Origin of the sequence: Brevundimonas sp., from assembly GCF_052436175.1 — a bacterium.
GTDB lineage: Bacteria > Pseudomonadota > Alphaproteobacteria > Caulobacterales > Caulobacteraceae > Brevundimonas.
Genome location: NZ_JBQVNM010000064.1, coordinates 1 through 16,262, shown reverse-complemented (window position 1 = coordinate 16,262; position 16,262 = coordinate 1). Strand labels below are relative to the sequence as shown.

Below are 16,262 nucleotides of genomic sequence, written 5' to 3'. Positions count from 1 at the left end.
GCTCATTCCTCCCCCATCGGGGGAGGGGGACCGCGAAGCGGTGGAGGGGGCCAGCCCCAGATACCCTATTTGCGGTAAGCCCCCTCCGTCACGGCGCGAAGCCGCGCCGCGCCACCTCCCCCTGCGCTGCGCTGGGGGGAGGAATATGAGACCGCTCGCCATCTTCGACATCGACGGCACCCTGGTCGACAGCCGCGCCTCCATCTTCCGCGCGGCGACCGAGGCGGCGCGGGCCATCGGCGCGCCCGAGCCCGAATACGACCGCGTCCGCAAGATCGTCGGCCTGTCGCTCGACGAGGCCATGCGCACCCTTGAGCCCGATCTGGACGAGCCGACCCTCGCGGCCTTCGTCGCCGGTTTCCGCGCCAGCTTCGCCCGCATGCACGCCGAGGGCTATCAGGAGCCGTTATACGACGGGGCGCTGGACCATCTGTGGCGCCTGCATCGCGACGGCTGGCGTCTGGCCCTCGCCACCGGCCAGAACCGCAAGGGAGTGGCCCGCAATCTCGCGCGCGAGGGCTGGGCCGACCTGTTCATTTCCAGCCATTGCGCCGACGACGGCCCGGGCAAGCCGGATCCCTCCATGCTTCTTGCGGCGCTCCGGACCTGCGACGCTCGCCCCGAGTACGCCGTCATGATCGGCGACACCGCCCATGACGCCCGCATGGCCGGGAACGCCGGGATCGCCGCCGTGGGCGTCAGCTGGGGCTTCCACACGGTCGAGGAACAGCGCGCCGAGGGCGTGCGCCACGTCGCGACCGACTTCCCCGATCTGGAGGCGGCGCTGGCGGCCTTCCAACAGACCCACCGCCTGCCGGAACTATCATGAGCCATATCCCGCCCCTCGATCCCATGGTCGCCGCCCGCAAGGGGTTCCGCGAGTCCGAGGACCGGCTGAAGCGCTTCTGGAAGACGGTCGATGTCGGTCCGGTCGAAGGCGGTTGGCGCGTTCTGCTCGATGGCCGTTCACCCAAGACGCCTGGCGGCGTGCCCTATGATCTGCCGACCGAGACCGTGGCTAGGCTGGTCGCCGACGAATGGGCGGCCCAGGGCGAGTTCCTGATCCCCGCCACCATGCCCGCCACCCGCCTGGCCGCCACCGCCATCGACCGCATCGAACAGGCGCGCAACGCCGTGGCCGACGAGATCGCCGCATACGCAGGGTCGGACCTGCTGTCCTATCCCGCCGACCACCCGACGCCGCTGGTCGAGCGTCAGGCGCGGGAGTGGGGGCCCTGGCGCGACTGGGCGGCCGGTCTGGGCGTGGAACTGGTCGTGGCCGACGGCCTGACCCACCGGGCCCAAGACCCTGCGGCTCTGGCGCGGGTCAAGGCGCTGGCGCTGGAGCTCGACGTCTTCGCCCTGACCGCCCTGGCGACGGCCGTGCCTCTGCTGGGCTCGGCGGTGCTGGGGCTGGCGGTTCAGCGCGGCGCCCTGAGGGGAGAGACCGCCTTCGACCTGTCCCGCCTCGACGAGGCCCATCAGGAGAGCCAGTGGGGCGTCGACGCCGAGGCCGAGGCCCGCACCGCCGCCCGGCGCGACGAGGCCACCCTGCTGGACCGGTGGTTCCGGGCGCTGGAAGCCTGATTTTCCATTCTGGAAAATTATAACTTGCCAACATGGAAACTGATGCTACTCTTTCCGCATTGGAAAGTGAGGTTTCTCCATGACGCATGAGCCCGATCCCAAAGACGCCTTGGCCCAGATCCAGGCGGCGCGCAGCAGCGTGGTCCGCACCGCCGACTATCCCGTCGGCTATGACATCGCCTATGGCGGCGTCTGCGGCCTACTGGTGGCGGGGCAGGGGATGCCCAGCCCGTGGTCCTTCATCGTCCTGCCGATCGCCCTCGGCGGCCTGGCCCTGATGGTCGCCTGGTGGCGCAAGCGGGTGGGCTGGTGGGTCAACGGCTATTCACCGAAGCGGGCCCGCTGGGTCGCCATCGGGTTGATGGTCCTGTTCCTCGCCCTGATCGGCCTGTCGCTCTACGGCAAGTATGTCGGGCCCTGGTGGCTGTTCCTGGTCTCCGGCGCCATCGGCGGGATCGCCGCCGCCCTGGCCGGCCGTCTGTGGATGCGCGTCTGGCGCAAGGAGATGTCGGAGGAGATCCGATGACCCCGCCGCCCGTCTTCGATCCCGTCATCCATGCGCCCGGCCGGCTCCAGATCTGCGCCATCCTGTCCAGCGTCGACGACGCCGAGTTCGCCATGGTCCGTGACGCCATCGCCGTGTCCGACTCGGTCATGTCCAAACATGTGAAACAGCTGGAGGAGGCGGGCTATGTCGCCGTCTCCAAGGCCGCCGCCGGGGGGCGCCAGCGCACCTGGCTGAGCTTGACCGCCGCCGGCCGCGCGGCCTTCAAGGCCCATGTCGCCGAACTGACCCGGCTCGCGGGGGTGGGTTAGTGGAACGGCGGTGTTGCGAATAGTGGCGGCACCAAGCAGTCTCGCCTCATGTCGAAATCAACTCGTCTGCTGCGGTTCCGCGTTTTAGTCCACGGCGATGGATCGGATGCTGCCAAAGACTATCTTGGCTTCTATGCAACTCGGGATATTGAGGCGGTCGATGTCGATGAAGCGCGGAAAGTTGCGAAGGCGCTGATCGAGAGCACATGGCGTTCGCAGGCTCCCGATTTGGTCTCTGTCGAAGATGTAGTCGTGCTGGACGTTCGACCCCTCCGATGGAGCTTTATGCGCCGGCCGCCCCGGGGTTTCACCTTCTTCGCAGACGATCGACACGCCCAAGATGCAGCGTTGAGGATCGAGCGTCAGTCACATGGCATGTAGGCGGTTTATCCCCCGATCCGATACGGCGACAGTTCTTCTGTCATCGCCTCGATCTCCGCCGCCACGCCCGGCCGTTCCTGATCCAGATAGTGGCCCACCGCCCCGCGCAGCCCCTCGTGGGCGATGAAATGGGCCGAATAGACAGGCGAGGGCAGGTAACCGCGCGCGATCTTGTGCTCCCCCTGCGCCCCCGCCTCGACCCGGGACAGGCCGCGTTCGATGGCGAATTCGATGGCCCGGTAGTAGCAGAGCTCGAAATGGAGGAAGGGGACCTCGTCCAGCGTGCCCCACTGACGGCCGTACAGGGCGTCGCGGCCGATGAAGTTCAGCGCCCCGGCGATCGGCGCCCCATCCCTGAACGCCATGACCAGGGCGATCCGGTCGGCCATGGTCTGGCCGATCATCGAGAAATAGGCGCGCGTCAGATAGGGCCGGCCCCATTTGCGTGAGCCGGTGTCCATGTAGAATTCGAAGAAGGCGTCCCAGTGCGCCTCCGTAATCTCCGCCCCGGTCAGGACGCGGATGTCGAGCCCGGCGTTGGCCTCGCGCCGCTCGCGCCGGATGGTCTTGCGCCGGTTCGACGACAGGGCAGCGAGGAAGTCGTCGAAGGTCGCATAGCCGTCGTTGCGCCAGATGAACTGCATGTCCTGACGCAGCAGCATCCCCGCCTCGCCCATGGCCCGCCATTCGGTCTCGGTCGGAAAGTTGACGTGCAGGGACGAGACCCCCAGCCGCTCGACCAGGGTCAGGGCGCCCTGCATCAGCGCCTCGCGCGCTGCTTCCTGGCCGCGCTCAAAAGGCTCCGCCTTTTCGACCCGACGCGGCTTAATGAGGAACCTCGGCCCGGTCGCCGGGGTGAAGGGCACGGCCCCCAGCAGCTTGGGATAGTAGCGCCCGCCCGCCCGCTGAAACGCATCGGCCCAGGAATGGTCGAAGACGTATTCGCCCTGGCTGTGCCCCTTCAGATAGAGGGGCATGACGCCGATCACGCCGCCCTCGGGATGTCTCAGGCTCAGGTGACGCGGCCCCCAGCCCTCTCGCGGCGTGGCGCTGCCCGAGGCTTCGCAGGCGTGGAGGAAGTCATAGCTGACGAAGGGATCGCCCGTCGGCGCCGCGCAGGCGTCCCAGGCGTCACGACCGATGTCGGCGATGCTGTCGTGGACCTGGAGGGTGAAGCTCACTTCACCTCGACGACCGCGTCCACCTCGACGGCGAATCCGAGCGGCAGCTGATACACGCCGACGGCCGACCGCGCGTGGCGGCCCTTGTCGCCGAACACCTCGACCATCAGGTCCGAACAGCCGTTGATGACGGCGGGAATGGCGGTGAAGCCCGGTCCGGCCTGGACGAAGCCGCCCAGCTTCACGATCCGCACGACCCGCTCCAGATCGCCGTCCAGCGCGGCCGAAATCTGGGCCAGCAGATTGATCCCGCACAGACGGGCGCCGGCGGCGGCCTGTTCCGGCGATACGTCTTCCCCGACCGTGCCCTTGATCCCGCCCGAGGCGTCGTTGGAGAGCTGGCCGGAGATGTGCAGCAGGTTCCCGGTCTGGACATAGGGCACATAGTTGGCGACCGCCTTGGCGGGTTCCGGCAGGCTGATGCCGAGTTCGGCGAGGCGGGCGGCGATGGTCATGGCGGGCTCCAACAGTGTCATCTCGCCGCATGTAGCGCGCCGGGCCGCCCGCTTAAAGGTTCGCCAACAGTGATGCGGCATAGTGGCGTTATGGAAACGCTCTCGACCGCTCAAATCGCCGCCTTCCAGGACGTCCGCAACAGACTGGACGCCGGGGCCCTCTATCGTATCGACGTCGCCTCGGTGAAGGCGCTGGACCCGGCTCGCGCGGCCGCGCCGCACTGGAATTTCGACCTCCCGGCCCATGCCGCCGAGGCCGCCCTGGCCGAGGACGGCCCGGTCACCGACGACCTTAAGCGCGGCCTGATCGCCACCTGGGCCCTGGAGATGCCGGAGCGCATCCGTCAGGCCGACCTGCCGCCGGAGGTCACCCGCCACTATGAGTTCTGGCTGGATCGTCTGGCCGAGTTCCTGACGGCCGAAACCGGCGCCTATGACCCCGACTTCTGGGCCAAGGATGTGCGCTTCACCCTGGTGCTCAGCGTTCCGGGCGCCCGGACCCAGACCATCGACCTGTCCTCACCCATGGGGCCGCGTCAGGTGCTGCAGAACGGGCTGGACGGCTACGGCTGGTCCCAAGCCGTCGCCTATATGAAGGCCCAGGGTTGGAAACGCCCCTGGCTGGAGGTCCATACCGAGAGCCGCCACACCGCCGACTTCACCGAGGCCGGCTGGGACGAGGCCTGGGCCTCAGCCGCCGCGATCTGCAAGCGCCGCCCGGAACTGGCCGGCATGATCGGCTCGAGCTGGTTCTACGATCCGCCGCTGGAGACCATCAGCCCGCGTCTGGCCTATCTGCGCCTGAACCCGCTGAAGGGCGGGGCCTTCATCATTCATCAGGGGCCGGGCGAGATCCATTCCGAACGCTGCGGCGCCACTTCGCCGACGCGACGCGCCATGATCGACTCCGGCGAATACCTGCCGCGCTCCTGGCTGGTCGCCTGGCCGGCCTCGACCCTGATTCCCTGGGCCGAGGCGCGGCGTGCAGAGGCGCCGGATATGGGGCGCGCGGCGTAATTCCCGGCCCTCGAGACGGCGAACTTAAGCGTTCCGACACCCGCAAAGGTTAGGGTCGGCCGCATGAACGTGCTCACGCCTGCCCTGATCGGCACCCTCGACGCCGTCTACGCACGTCTCGATCCGCAGGGGCGGGTTCTGGCGGCTGTAGCGGCGTCCATGGCGCCGGGGCCGGCGACGATCGCCGCCTCCCACTGGGACATCACCCAGCCCGCGCGAGAGGTCGAGGCGGCCCTGATCTCGGCCGGGGCCGGCGCTCTGCCGGACGGCCGGGCCGAGGTGTCCGGCGATCTGCGCCGGGCCCTGATCGCCCTGTGGCTGAAGGCCCTGCCGGAGCGACTGGAACGCGAGCGCCTGCCGCAGGCGGTGCTGGGGCTCTATCCCTGGTGGCTGGAGAAGCTGACGGCCTTTCTTGAGGAAGGGCGCGGTGAATATCCGATCGACTTCTGGATCAAGGACGTGCGCTTCGCCCTGGCGCTCAGCGTGCCGGGCGCGCGCAGCCAGATCCTCGACCTGTCCTGGCCCATGGGTCCGGGCGAGACGATACGGCATGCGCTCGGCGGCCATGGCCTGTCCCCGGCGATCAACTATGTCCGGTTCAACGCCCGCCGGCCCTGGCTGCAGAACCATACCGAGAGCCGCTGGCTGGACGACTTCAATCCCGAGGGCTGGGACCGGATGTGGTGCACCGCCGCCGCGCTTCTGAAGACACGCCCTCAACTGGCGGGGGCCATGGGCGCCAGCTGGTTCTATGACCCTCAGCTGGAGACCGTCAGCCCGCGCCTGAACTACCTCCGCGCCGACCCGGTCGCCGGGGGCGCCTGGCTGGTGCGTCAGGGGCCGGGCGAAGGCCACACCGAACGCGCCACTGTGACCTCGCCAACCCGCCGCGCGATGGTGGAAACGGGCCAATATGTCCCGACGTCGTGGTTGCTGGCCTGGCCGCGCGGCCGGCTGATCCGCTGGGCTGAGGGCAAGGCGTCCTAGAGGCTTGGCGTAGTCTCTACAAAAGCCCCGTCATCCTCGGGCTTGACCCGAGGATCGGACCATAATCCGCTCTTACAGCAGGATTTTACGCCAACTCCCGACGCACAGCCCGCCCGACGCCCGATCCTCGGGTCAAGCCCGAGGATGACGGAAAGGTGGGATTCAGCCGCCTACCGCGCGCCAGGCCTCGGCGACCGGCAGGATGTCCAGGTCCGCCGTCTTGGCCAGCCGGATCAGCCGGTCCAGATCGTCGGGCGTGCAGCCATAGGGGGTTGGGCCGTCCATTACGTCGTGGCCATAGGCGATCAGCCAGCCTTTTTCGGTCGCCGCGCGCTGCACCAGGGCCTCCAGATCGTATCCGGGGAGGCGACGGCTCTCGAGCCCGATGGCCTGAAGCAGGTTGCGGTCCGCCGATCCGGCGTTGATCCCGTCGCGCACGCCGCGTCCGCACAGGAAGCGGCGGTCGATCACCGCCTTGGCCCCCAGGGCGCAGTCGCCGAACGGATAGGCGAAGGTGGTCATCTCGTACCCGCCCAGAACATCGTTCACCCAGGCGGCGTTGCGGGCCAGGCTGGCGTCGAGCTGCTCCGGGATCAGGGTCAGGGTCGAGACATGCTCATAGGTGTGGCAGCCGACCTCGTGCCCCGCCTCGTGGATCGCCTCCAGATGCTCCGGCTCGAACTGGGGCAGGCCCATATTCTGGCCGCCCGCCAGCCCGCCGCAGACATAATAGGTCGCCTTGATCCCATGCTCGGCCAGGATCGGCCCGGCCTCGGTCCAGGCCGTGACGGGGACGTCGTCGAACGACAGGCTCAGCACGCCGCGCTCCGGCCGGATCGGCTCGGACCGGACGTGGAGGTAGCGGCCGGCGCGACGGCGCATCTTGTCGATGAAGGCGTTCATTTCGTCCTTCTAGCAGGTCGGGCTTAAGGCTCGGTTTCAGGTGCGGAGAAGGAGCGGTGACCCCCCTTTCTCCACCTCGAAGCCAATCCTCGTCATCCTCGGGCTTGACCCGAGGATCGGATGATCCGCCGCTCGTGCGAACGGGCGAGGCACGGACCGCTCAACGTCCGATCCTCGGGTCAAGCCCGAGGATGACGGCAGGAAGAGAACGAGGAAGGCGTGAGGCGCCCGCGCCGTCACCGCTTCAACGCCCGCCCGGCCACGACCGCGCCCTTGCCGAACTTCGCGCGCAGGGCGTCGATGGCGGTCTCGGTCTTCAGGGTGCGGGCCTCGGCGGTGTCGAACAGGGCGGACGGCGCCTCTGCGGCCTCGTGCACGTCCGCCAGACCTATGCCGATCAGGCGGTAGGGCCGGCCCAGCTCAGGCTTCAACAGCGCCCGCCCGGCGGCAAACAGCCCCCGCGCCGTCTGCACCGGCTCGGCTGCGGTCGTGCGGCGGGTGACGATCTTGAAGTCGGGCCGCCGCAGCTTGAGGACCACCGTCCGGCTGGCCACCCCGTCGTGCCGCGCCTTGGACGCCAGCTTCTCGCACAGGGGCCAGAGTTCGGCCTCCATATCCTCGGCCGCCGTCAGGTCGGTGTTGAAGGTGGTCTCGGCGCTCATCCCCTTGCGGTCGTGGTCGGGGCGCACGGGCCGGGCGTCGCGGGCGTGGCTCAGCTCGTGCAGCCGCAGCCCCGTCTCGCCGTAGCGTTTGACCAGGTCGCGCACGTCCGCCCGCGCCAGATCGCCGATGGTGTCGAACCCGTCGCTGCGCAGGGTCCTGCCGAATACCGGCCCGACGCCGGGCAGGGCCCGCACCGACCGCGGCGCCAGGATCGACATGGCGTTCGCCAGATTGACGACGGAGAAGCCGCGCGGCTTGTCCATCTCGGAGGCCATCTTGGCCAGGAAGCGGTTGGGCGCCAGGCCGATGGAGACCGTCAGGCCGATCTCCTCCTCGATCCGCTTCTGCAATCGGATGAGCTGAAACGCGGGCGAGCCGCCGTTGAGCCGCTCGGTGCCCGACAGGTCGATCCAGGCCTCGTCAAGCGACAGGGTCTGAACCAGGGGCGTCAACTCCCGCACCAGACCGAAAATGCGGCGGCTCTCGGTGACGTATTTCGTGAAGTCGGGCTTCAGCACCACGGCGTCGGGACAGGCCTTCAGGGCCTTGAACATCGGCATGGCCGAATGGACGCCGTGCAGCCGGGCGATGTAGCAGCAGGTCGAGACCACGCCCCGCACCCCGCCGCCGACGATGACGGGCCGGTCGCGCAGTTCCGGCCGGTCGCGCTTCTCCACCGAGGCGTAGAAGGCGTCGCAGTCCAGATGGGCCAGGCTCAGCTGATCCAGTTCGGCGTCGCAGACCAGCCTCATCCCATCACAGGCCGGACAGCGGTTGGCCGCCGGCGCGGCTTCGCCGGTCCACAGACAGTCACGACAGATGGCCGTGAGAGCCAGCGTCAATCTCCGCAAAAGGGCGTCGGCGCGACGGCGCGCCCGACTTCACGCCAACTTAAGACTGGCGTGCCCATATTGCACCCGAAGAAGACCAAGAGCCCCGGCGCGAAACGCCAGCCAGCGGGGGCGAACAGACCGGGTGAAGATGTCCAAGAAAGTCCTCATCGTCGAGGATAACGAGCTGAACATGAAGCTCTTTCATGATCTGCTCGATTCCCAGGGCTACGAGACCCTGCAGACCCGCGAGGGGCTGCAGGCCATGGCCCTGGCGCGCCAGCATCGCCCCGACCTGATCCTGATGGACATCCAGCTGCCGGAGATTTCGGGGCTGGAGGTGACGAAGTGGCTCAAGGACGACGAGGACCTGGCCCATATCCCGGTCGTCGCCGTCACCGCCTTCGCCATGAAGGGCGACGAGGAGCGCATCCGTCAGGGCGGCTGCGAGGCCTATATCTCCAAGCCGATCTCGGTGATGCATTTCCTGGACACGGTGCGAAAGCACCTCGGCCAGGCCGCCTGAGGGGACACCGATGACCGCGCGTATTCTTGTGGTCGACGACGTGGAAGCCAATGTGCGGCTTCTCGAGGCCAAGCTGACGATCGAATACTATGACGTCCTGACCTGCACGGACGGCGCGACGGCCCTGAGCCTGGCCGAGGCGGAACAGCCGGACATCATCCTGCTGGACGTCATGATGCCGGGTATGGACGGGTTCGAGACCTGCCGCCGGCTGAAGGCCGACCCGAGCACCAAACACATCCCGGTCGTCCTGGTAACCGCCCTGGACGGGCGTCAGGACCGGATCAAGGGACTGGAGGCCGGGGCCGACGACTTCGTCACCAAGCCGCTCGACGACGTGGTCCTGTTCGCCCGGGTCAAGTCTCTGGTCCGGCTCAAGCTGGTCATGGACGAGCTGCGCGAGCGTGAGGAGAGCGGTCGCCGCCTGGGCGTCACCTCTGACGGCGCGGGGCGTCTGCGGGCCACGGGCGGCCGCGTCCTGGTCGTCGACGACAACCCGCGTCAGGCAGAACAAATCATCGCCGAGCTCTCGCGCGAACATCGCGCCTCGGTCGAGCCTGACGCCGACGCGGCGCGCAGGGCGGCGACGGGCCCGCTCGACCTGATGATCGTCAATGTCACGGCCGAGAGCTTCGACGGCCTGCGGCTGATCGCCCACCTGCGCTCGGCCGAGGCGACGCGCAGCCTGCCGATCCTCGCCGTGGTCGATCCCGACGACCGCGCGCGCCTGCTGAAGGCGCTGGATCTGGGCGCCAACGACATCCTGCCGCGACCGGTGGATCCCGAGGAACTGGCCGCCCGCGCCCGGACCCAGGTGCGGCGCAAGCGCTACGCCGACTTCCTGCGTCAGAAGCTGGACTACAGTCTGGAGATGGCCGTCACCGACGCCCTGACCGGCCTGCACAACCGCCGCTACATGGCGGGGCAACTGGCCGATTTCGTGCGCGGGTCGAATCGCGGCGGAGGCTCCGTGGCCGTGCTGATGATCGACATCGATCACTTCAAGGCGGTCAACGACGGCTTCGGCCATGACGCGGGCGACGAGGTTCTGACCGAGTTCGCCGTGCGCCTGGCCACCAATGTCCGGGCCGTGGACCTGCCGTGCCGGATCGGTGGCGAGGAGTTCGTCGTCGTCATGCCCGACACCCGGCTGGAGGACGCCCTGCTGATCGCCGACCGGATTCGCCGCGACGTCGCCGCCGCGCCGTTCCGCGTCATGGGCAGCGAGCACCTGTCGGTGACGGCATCGGTCGGCGTCGCCGCCTCGACCGGCGAGAACGACACGCCTGAAGCCCTGCTGAAGCGGGCCGACGAGGGGGTCTATGAGGCCAAGTCCCGCGGCCGCAACCGGGTCATCGCCCGCGCCGCCTGACGCCCGTCACGCCATCCGCCCATACGAAAAACGCCCGGCCATCTCTGACCGGGCGTCCCAAAATCGTCGAAGCGTCAGACGCTTACTTGATCTTGCCTTCCTTGAACGGCACGTGCTTCTTGGCGACCGGGTCGTATTTGTTGACGACCATCTTCTCGGTCATGGTGCGGGCGTTCTTCTTGGTGACGTAGAAGAAGCCGGTGTCGGCCGTGGAGTTCAGGCGGATCTTGATTGAAGCCGGTTTGGCCATCGGAATTACCTCTGCGACGGCGAAAGCCGCTTAAAATAAGAGGCGCGGAACATACTCAGGACCGCTCCAAAGTCAACGGCCCCGGATCGGAACAAGACGACGCATTGAGCGGATCGCGTTTGCTTCTAGGCTGGCATGATGAAAATCGCACCCGTCGCCGCCGCCTTCGCCTCCCTGGCCCTGTCCCTGACCCTGGCCGCCTGCGCCTCCGGCCCGTCCGTGTCCCGCGGCGCCGAGGCGCCCCAGGACGCCTTCCTGGCCCGCCTGAACGCCCTGTGCGGCCAGACGTTCGAGGGGCGGGTGGTGACCACCGATCCGGCCGACGACGACTTCCGCAAGAGCCGTCTGGTCATGCAGGTCCGCGACTGCGCCGCTGACGAGGTCGGCATTCCCTTCGCGGTGGGCGAGGACCGCTCGCGCCGCTGGATCATCACCCGCACCGACGCGGGCCTACGCCTCAAGCACGACCACCGCGACCCGGCGGGCGTGATCCACGGCTATCACATGTACGGCGGCGACACGGCGAACGCGGGCACGGCCGGGCGACAGGAATTCCCCGTGGACCGCGAATCGATCGACCAGTTCATCAAGGGCGGCGCCCAGGTCTCAACCACCAACGTCTGGGCCATGGAGGTCCATCCGGGCCGCATGTTCGCCTACGAACTCCGCCGCCCCGGCGGGCGCTTCATGCGGGTGGAATTCGATCTGACGAAGCCGCTCTAGCGGGCCCGGCCGGCTTCCATTTTTCTCCGGCCCGACCCACACTCGTCGAGGTGAGCGCCGCGAAGGCGAGGAGAACGCGATGCTGTTGTCGATCATCCTGCTGCTCCAGTCCGGCGAGGTGGTCGTTCGGACCTCGGAGCCGCGTCCGGCCAATCCCTGGCAGGAGACCTTCAGCGCCCGATGCGGCCGAAACCGGCTGGAGATCGAGCGACCCATGCGTCCGCTCGACCAACCTGCCGCCATCCGGCTCAACGGTCGCGCGCCTCGCGGAGACCTGGCGCCGCTCGCAGCGGAGTTCGCCGAGGTCGGCGCGGCCTACCGCCTGTCCTTCAGCTGTTCACAGAACGACACCGTGCAACTGAGGTGGGTCAGGGGTTTGTCCGGGCGCTCGGGGGTCCGCTATCGCGCCGGCTCGGCGGAGTTCGCGGGCGGGGCCCTGATCCGCTCCACCGCCGAGGACACGACCGAAGAGACTTTCTGGTACCGTTGAGGCAGGGCCTTGGGAGGCAGGCCGGCGGCCAGTCCGTTCCCTAAACCGCCTTCCATCCCTCGATCGCCCTCACAGTCGCGCAAGCGGGCGTGCCGTCCTTGCCCTTGCCGGGCAGGATCACCTCCAGCACCGAGCCGCCCCGCGCCCGGTCCAGGAGGGCCGGCGGGATGTCGTGGACGTCGATCTTGGCCCGACGGCTCCATTCCGACGCATGATCCCCCGCCGAGGTCCCGATGCGGATGTAGACGAACCGCCTCTCCTTGCCCTCGCGCCGCACGAAGGGGCCCAGCATCCGGTTGTCGTCAGCCAGCCGGATGGGCACATCGAACGACAGGGGCGCCTCGGTCGCCGTCACCGGCTCATGCGGGGCGTCGTCTTTCTGCAGGCTGTAGCGCACGCCCGGAACCGGGTCGGCGATCGTCAGGCGCAGGGTGATGGGCGTATCGGCCATGGCGGTCAGTCCTGATGATCCACGACGTGCCGTCCGCGCACCATGCGGACGAAGGGCAGGGGGCGTTGAGGATTCTTGAGCCGCTCGGCCACCTCGCCCAGCACGAACCGGGTGATGGCGGGCAGGTCCAGCGCCCGGGCCTCGTCCAGCGGCAGCCAGGCGATCTCGTCCAGTTCGCCCGATCCGGCGGTCGGCTCCGGATGCAGCAGGGCGGCGGCGTCGGCCATGAAGAACCGGGCGTCGAACCGGCGGGTCCGTCCGGGCGGAGTGATGGCCCGCGCCACATAGGACAGGGCGGCGAGGTCGGGCAGGGCCCCGACGGCCCGGAACTCGCGCCATCCGCCCGCCACGATGGCCGCGGCGGCCGCCTCGGCCAGCAGCAGGCCGGTCTCCTCGAAGGTCTCGCGCACGGCGGCCAGGGCCAGGGCCCGACCCCGCCGGGCCGGGACCTCAAGCGCCAATCGCGCCAGATCGCCCGACGACAGGTCGGTGGCGAAGGCGGCCGAGGCGTCGGATCGCTCCACCCGCCCGCCCGGAAACACCCACTTGGACGCCATGAAGACATGGCCCGGCGCCCGACGCCCCATCAGCACCTCGGCCCGACCCTTGCCCCCGCGCGTCAGGATGAGGGTGGCGGCGTCCTTCGGCCGCTGCCGGTCGCCGGTGCGCGGCGCATCCTTCAGATCCTGTGCGGCGTCGAAGGGTTGGGTCATGCGACAGGCGTCAACGCCGCTTGCCCTTGCGCACGCCCTTCAGGCCGCCGGAGGGCTTGCCGCCCCGGCCATCGTTGCGGGGCTTGGGACCGCCCGGGCGTTTGGAGCCGCGCTTGGGCGGGCCGTTGCCGCCGCCTCCGGGCCGAGCATCTCGCCCCCGCATGCCCAGTCGCGGGGCCGGGGCGTTGGGATCGCGCGGCTCGGCCTCCGACAGCATCTCGAACAGCAGGCCGCCGGTGACGGGGGTGGCCTCCTTCAGCTTCACCTCGACCGTGCGGCCCAGCGTGAAGCGCCGCCCCGACCGTTCGCCGACCAGGGCATGGGCGCGGTCGTCGTGGACGAAGTATTCGTCGCCGAGGGATGAAACCGGAACCAGGCCGTCGGCGCCCGTCTCCTCCAGCCGCACGAACAGGCCGAATCGGGTGACGCCGGTGATCCGCCCATTGAACGTCGCCCCGACCCGGTCCTGCAGGAAGGCGGCGATGTAGCGGTCCATGGCGTCCCGCTCGGCGGCCATGGAGCGGCGCTCGGTCTGGGTCACCTGATCGGCGATGGCGGTCAGCTCGGCGATCTCGCGATCGGTCAGCCCGTCCTTGCCGAGGTTGAGGGCGCGGATCAGCCCTCGATGCACGATCAGGTCGGAATAGCGCCGGATCGGCGAGGTGAAGTGGGCGTAGCGATCGAGGTGCAGGCCGAAGTGGCCGACGTTCTCGGGGCTGTAGATCGCCTGCATCTGGCTGCGCAGCACCACCTCGTTGACCACCTCGGCGTGCGGACCGTCCCGGGTCTGGTCCAGCAGCTTGTTGAACCGCTTGGTCGTCGCCGGCTCGCCCTTGTTCCACGGCATGGCGATGGTCGACAGGAAGTCGGCCAGGTTGAAAATCTTCTCCTGACTGGGCGCCTCGTGGACGCGATAGATCAGGGGGACCTTCTTCTGCTCCAGGGTCTCGGCGGCGCAGACATTGGCCTGGATCATCATCTCCTCGATCAGGCGATGGGCCTCCAGCGACTTGCGCGGCTCGATGGCGACAATGCCGCCGTCGGGGGCCATGCGGATGCGGCGCTCGGCGCTCTCGATCTGCAGCGGGCTGCGCTTCAGCCGGCCTTTCAGCATCGTGCGATAGGCGTTCCACAGCGGATAGAGGATGGCCTCCATGATCGGCCCGGTCGTGTCGTCGGGGCCGCCGGTTCCCGTCTCGGGATCCACGCCGTCGATGGCGGCCTGGGCCTGTTCGTAGCTGAGCTTGGCGTGGGACCGCATCAGGCCGCGATGGAACCTGTGGCCGGTCTTTCGGCCCTCCTTGTCGAAGACCATGCGCACGGCCAGGGTCGCGCGGTTCTCGCCCTCCTTCAGGCTGCACAGGCCGGTCGACAGCCGCTCGGGCAGCATGGGCTCGACCCGGTCGGGGAAGTAGGTCGAATTGCCCTTGGCCCGGGCCTCGCGGTCCAGGGCCGAGCCGGGCGTCACATAGGCGGCGACGTCGGCGATGGCGACCCAGACGATCCAGCCGCCCTCGTTCTTGGGGTCATCGTCGCGCTGGGCGTAGACGGCGTCGTCATGGTCGCGGGCGTCGGCCGGGTCGATGGTGATGAAGGGGACCTGACGCAGGTCGTCGCGGCCCTTCAGCGTCGGCAGTTCAACCGCCTCGGCCTCCCGCTCCACGGCCTCGGAAAAGCCCATCGGGACGTTGTGCGTGTGGATGGCGATCAGGGAGGCGGCTCGGGGATCGTCCTCCTTGCCGATGTGTTCGAGGATCTTGCCGCGTTTCGGCCCGTAGCGCTGCTCGCCCTTCTCGACGGCGGCCAGGACCAGATCCCCGTCCTTCAGCCCCTCGGCCAACAGCGGCGGGATAATGAGCGTGTCCTTGGAGCGCCGGTCCACCGGCTCGACCCGGGTCTCGCGCGCCGACTTGCGGACGACGCCGAGGACGCGATGGCCGTCGGAGTCCAGCTTCTTGACCAGCCGGGCCTCCCAGCCGTCGGTCCCGCGCTCGAACTTGACCAGCAGGCGATCGCCCATGCCGGGGGCGGGTCCGACCTTGCCGGACTTGTCTGGCACCAGCAGGGCGCGCGGCGCGTCGGACGAGGCGTCCACCAGTCGGACATAGAGTTCGCCGTCCGCATCGCGCTCGACCACGTCGCCGACCCCGACGGGGGGCAGGGCGCCGGCCTCGGAGAAGCCCTTTCGGCCCCGCTTGCCCAGCTTCCCCTCGGCCTCGAGCTCGCGCAGCATTTCGCGCAGGGCCCGCCGCTCGGCGCCCTTGAGGCCGAAGGCCCGGGCCAGATCGGACTTGTCGGCCTCGCCCGCCTCGCGCAGGAACCGCAGCAGGGTCTCCTTGTCGGGCAGGCCGGAGGCGGGGCGTCGGGGCGTTTTCGTCATTCCCGCATTTATGCCGAAGATTCGGCTGGATTAATGCAGGCTACGCCCACTGCGCGGGCGGCGCGGGCCAGATTGTTGTCGAGTGTGACAAGCCGCGCGTCGATGCGGCGGCAGATCGTGAGATGAAGCGCGTCGGGCGCGCGAAGCTTGAGGTCGAAGTCGCGCACGATTGCGGTGGCCTGACGGACGTCTTCCGCCTCGACCTCTATCGGGGTCAAAGTGGCGGCCACCCAGTCGTCCAGGTCTGAAAGAAGCACCTTTCCAGCCTGGGCATCGATCGCCTTCATGCGGACGAGGCGTGAAATCGCCGATGACGCCTCGGCCACAACGAAGTCGCTGACCTGAACCCCGGCGGCCTGACTCATGAGATCGACGACCGGTTGGCTATGGGCTTCTGACACAAGCAGCGGCACGACGGCGCTGGCGTCGAAATAGTCGATCACTCGATCGGCACTTCATACATGCTGTAGATCAATTCGACCGAAGTCATACCGAGCGGCGGCCGGGTAAGGCGTCGATTTGCGATCTCCACCATTC

The 16,262-nt window shown here is 68.6% G+C and carries 19 protein-coding genes; 10 read left to right on the top strand and 9 right to left on the bottom strand.

The features are described 5' to 3' along the window. Nucleotides 1-145: 145 nt before the first annotated feature. The 4 genes from ACT6QK_RS12660 (at nt 146) to ACT6QK_RS12645 (ending at nt 2,403) form a co-directional block, all read left to right on the top strand. Entirely contained in the window at nt 146-829 is a 684-nt protein-coding gene (locus ACT6QK_RS12660; RefSeq protein ID WP_444598179.1) for an HAD-IA family hydrolase, read from the top strand. Next, complete coding sequence (locus ACT6QK_RS12655) at nt 826-1,587, top strand: ATP12 family chaperone protein (RefSeq protein ID WP_444598178.1); 762 nt, start codon at nt 826-828, stop codon at nt 1,585-1,587. Before ACT6QK_RS12660 ends, ACT6QK_RS12655 begins: the two co-directional genes overlap by 4 nt. A gap of 79 nt (nt 1,588-1,666) precedes the next feature. Beyond that, nucleotides 1,667-2,113: a hypothetical protein gene (locus ACT6QK_RS12650; protein ID WP_444598177.1), complete on the top strand. Its 447-nt coding sequence runs from the start codon at nt 1,667-1,669 to the stop codon at nt 2,111-2,113. Then, entirely contained in the window at nt 2,110-2,403 is a 294-nt protein-coding gene (locus ACT6QK_RS12645) for a winged helix-turn-helix domain-containing protein (protein WP_444598176.1), read from the top strand. The genes ACT6QK_RS12650 and ACT6QK_RS12645 overlap by 4 nt, the downstream gene beginning before the upstream one ends. A gap of 386 nt (nt 2,404-2,789) precedes the next feature. Here the strand turns inward: ACT6QK_RS12645 and ACT6QK_RS12640 are convergent, their stop codons facing one another. Both ACT6QK_RS12640 and ACT6QK_RS12635 read right to left on the bottom strand, forming a co-directional pair. After that, nucleotides 2,790-3,965: a GNAT family N-acetyltransferase gene (locus ACT6QK_RS12640; protein WP_444598175.1), complete on the bottom strand. Its 1,176-nt coding sequence runs from the start codon at nt 3,963-3,965 to the stop codon at nt 2,790-2,792. Continuing rightward, nucleotides 3,962-4,420, bottom strand: coding sequence for a RidA family protein (locus tag ACT6QK_RS12635; protein WP_444598174.1), 459 nt, complete (start codon nt 4,418-4,420; stop codon nt 3,962-3,964). Before ACT6QK_RS12635 ends, ACT6QK_RS12640 begins: the two co-directional genes overlap by 4 nt. Nucleotides 4,421-4,510: 90 nt before the next feature. On the opposite strand from ACT6QK_RS12635, the gene ACT6QK_RS12630 reads away from it, so the two are divergent. Next, on the top strand, nt 4,511-5,437 hold the full coding sequence (locus ACT6QK_RS12630) for a hypothetical protein (protein ID WP_444598173.1): 927 nt from the start codon (nt 4,511-4,513) through the stop codon (nt 5,435-5,437). A 63-nt stretch (nt 5,438-5,500) separates the two neighbouring features. Next, nucleotides 5,501-6,424: a hypothetical protein gene (locus ACT6QK_RS12625; RefSeq protein ID WP_444598172.1), complete on the top strand. Its 924-nt coding sequence runs from the start codon at nt 5,501-5,503 to the stop codon at nt 6,422-6,424. A 162-nt stretch (nt 6,425-6,586) separates the two neighbouring features. On the opposite strand, the gene ACT6QK_RS12620 is transcribed toward ACT6QK_RS12625, so the two are convergent. Together ACT6QK_RS12620 and ACT6QK_RS12615 are read right to left on the bottom strand one after the other, a co-directional pair. Then, entirely contained in the window at nt 6,587-7,327 is a 741-nt protein-coding gene (locus ACT6QK_RS12620) for a polysaccharide deacetylase family protein (protein ID WP_444598171.1), read from the bottom strand. A 236-nt stretch (nt 7,328-7,563) separates the two neighbouring features. After that, on the bottom strand, nt 7,564-8,826 hold the full coding sequence (locus ACT6QK_RS12615) for a DNA polymerase IV (RefSeq protein WP_444598180.1): 1,263 nt from the start codon (nt 8,824-8,826) through the stop codon (nt 7,564-7,566). A 145-nt stretch (nt 8,827-8,971) separates the two neighbouring features. On the opposite strand from ACT6QK_RS12615, the gene ACT6QK_RS12610 reads away from it, so the two are divergent. After that, nucleotides 8,972-9,346, top strand: a complete 375-nt coding sequence (locus ACT6QK_RS12610; RefSeq protein ID WP_444598170.1) for a response regulator — start codon at nt 8,972-8,974, stop codon at nt 9,344-9,346. Between the two features lie 10 nt (nt 9,347-9,356). Continuing rightward, nucleotides 9,357-10,718: a PleD family two-component system response regulator gene (locus ACT6QK_RS12605; protein ID WP_444598169.1), complete on the top strand. Its 1,362-nt coding sequence runs from the start codon at nt 9,357-9,359 to the stop codon at nt 10,716-10,718. 82 nt (nt 10,719-10,800) lie between these two features. Here ACT6QK_RS12605 and rpmG read toward each other — a convergent pair whose 3' ends face one another. Continuing rightward, nucleotides 10,801-10,968, bottom strand: a complete 168-nt coding sequence (rpmG, locus tag ACT6QK_RS12600) for a 50S ribosomal protein L33 (protein WP_444598168.1) — start codon at nt 10,966-10,968, stop codon at nt 10,801-10,803. Between the two features lie 138 nt (nt 10,969-11,106). Between rpmG and ACT6QK_RS12595 the strand changes: the two genes are divergently transcribed. Further along, nucleotides 11,107-11,691, top strand: coding sequence for a hypothetical protein (locus tag ACT6QK_RS12595; RefSeq protein WP_444598167.1), 585 nt, complete (start codon nt 11,107-11,109; stop codon nt 11,689-11,691). 79 nt (nt 11,692-11,770) lie between these two features. Next, nucleotides 11,771-12,181: a hypothetical protein gene (locus tag ACT6QK_RS12590; RefSeq protein WP_444598166.1), complete on the top strand. Its 411-nt coding sequence runs from the start codon at nt 11,771-11,773 to the stop codon at nt 12,179-12,181. 40 nt (nt 12,182-12,221) lie between these two features. Here the strand turns inward: ACT6QK_RS12590 and ACT6QK_RS12585 are convergent, their stop codons facing one another. The 4 genes from ACT6QK_RS12585 to ACT6QK_RS12570 are packed head-to-tail and all read right to left on the bottom strand — an operon-like array spanning nt 12,222 to nt 16,168. Further along, nucleotides 12,222-12,632 (bottom strand): DUF5990 family protein, encoded by a 411-nt coding sequence (locus ACT6QK_RS12585; protein ID WP_444598165.1) that lies wholly within the window; start codon nt 12,630-12,632, stop codon nt 12,222-12,224. Nucleotides 12,633-12,637: 5 nt separating this feature from the next. Further along, a complete protein-coding gene (locus ACT6QK_RS12580; protein ID WP_444598164.1) occupies nt 12,638-13,345 on the bottom strand; it encodes an NUDIX hydrolase in 708 nt (235 codons plus the stop codon). A 10-nt stretch (nt 13,346-13,355) separates the two neighbouring features. Then, nucleotides 13,356-15,725, bottom strand: a complete 2,370-nt coding sequence (rnr, locus tag ACT6QK_RS12575) for a ribonuclease R (protein WP_444598163.1) — start codon at nt 15,723-15,725, stop codon at nt 13,356-13,358. 8 nt (nt 15,726-15,733) lie between these two features. Further along, complete coding sequence (locus ACT6QK_RS12570) at nt 15,734-16,168, bottom strand: type II toxin-antitoxin system VapC family toxin (protein WP_444598162.1); 435 nt, start codon at nt 16,166-16,168, stop codon at nt 15,734-15,736. Between the last annotated feature and the right edge of the window lie 94 nt (nt 16,169-16,262).

Coding starts and splice junctions, on each gene's coding strand:
- ACT6QK_RS12660 (WP_444598179.1), top strand. CDS start 146: ATGAGACCGCTCGCCATCTTCGACATCGACGGCACCCTGGTCGACAGC.
- ACT6QK_RS12655 (WP_444598178.1), top strand. CDS start 826: ATGAGCCATATCCCGCCCCTCGATCCCATGGTCGCCGCCCGCAAGGGG.
- ACT6QK_RS12650 (WP_444598177.1), top strand. CDS start 1,667: ATGACGCATGAGCCCGATCCCAAAGACGCCTTGGCCCAGATCCAGGCG.
- ACT6QK_RS12645 (WP_444598176.1), top strand. CDS start 2,110: ATGACCCCGCCGCCCGTCTTCGATCCCGTCATCCATGCGCCCGGCCGG.
- ACT6QK_RS12635 (WP_444598174.1), bottom strand. CDS start 4,420: ATGACCATCGCCGCCCGCCTCGCCGAACTCGGCATCAGCCTGCCGGAA.
- ACT6QK_RS12630 (WP_444598173.1), top strand. CDS start 4,511: ATGGAAACGCTCTCGACCGCTCAAATCGCCGCCTTCCAGGACGTCCGC.
- ACT6QK_RS12625 (WP_444598172.1), top strand. CDS start 5,501: ATGAACGTGCTCACGCCTGCCCTGATCGGCACCCTCGACGCCGTCTAC.
- ACT6QK_RS12620 (WP_444598171.1), bottom strand. CDS start 7,327: ATGAACGCCTTCATCGACAAGATGCGCCGTCGCGCCGGCCGCTACCTC.
- ACT6QK_RS12610 (WP_444598170.1), top strand. CDS start 8,972: ATGTCCAAGAAAGTCCTCATCGTCGAGGATAACGAGCTGAACATGAAG.
- ACT6QK_RS12605 (WP_444598169.1), top strand. CDS start 9,357: ATGACCGCGCGTATTCTTGTGGTCGACGACGTGGAAGCCAATGTGCGG.
- rpmG (WP_444598168.1), bottom strand. CDS start 10,968: ATGGCCAAACCGGCTTCAATCAAGATCCGCCTGAACTCCACGGCCGAC.
- ACT6QK_RS12595 (WP_444598167.1), top strand. CDS start 11,107: ATGAAAATCGCACCCGTCGCCGCCGCCTTCGCCTCCCTGGCCCTGTCC.
- ACT6QK_RS12590 (WP_444598166.1), top strand. CDS start 11,771: ATGCTGTTGTCGATCATCCTGCTGCTCCAGTCCGGCGAGGTGGTCGTT.
- ACT6QK_RS12585 (WP_444598165.1), bottom strand. CDS start 12,632: ATGGCCGATACGCCCATCACCCTGCGCCTGACGATCGCCGACCCGGTT.
- ACT6QK_RS12580 (WP_444598164.1), bottom strand. CDS start 13,345: ATGACCCAACCCTTCGACGCCGCACAGGATCTGAAGGATGCGCCGCGC.
- rnr (WP_444598163.1), bottom strand. CDS start 15,725: ATGACGAAAACGCCCCGACGCCCCGCCTCCGGCCTGCCCGACAAGGAG.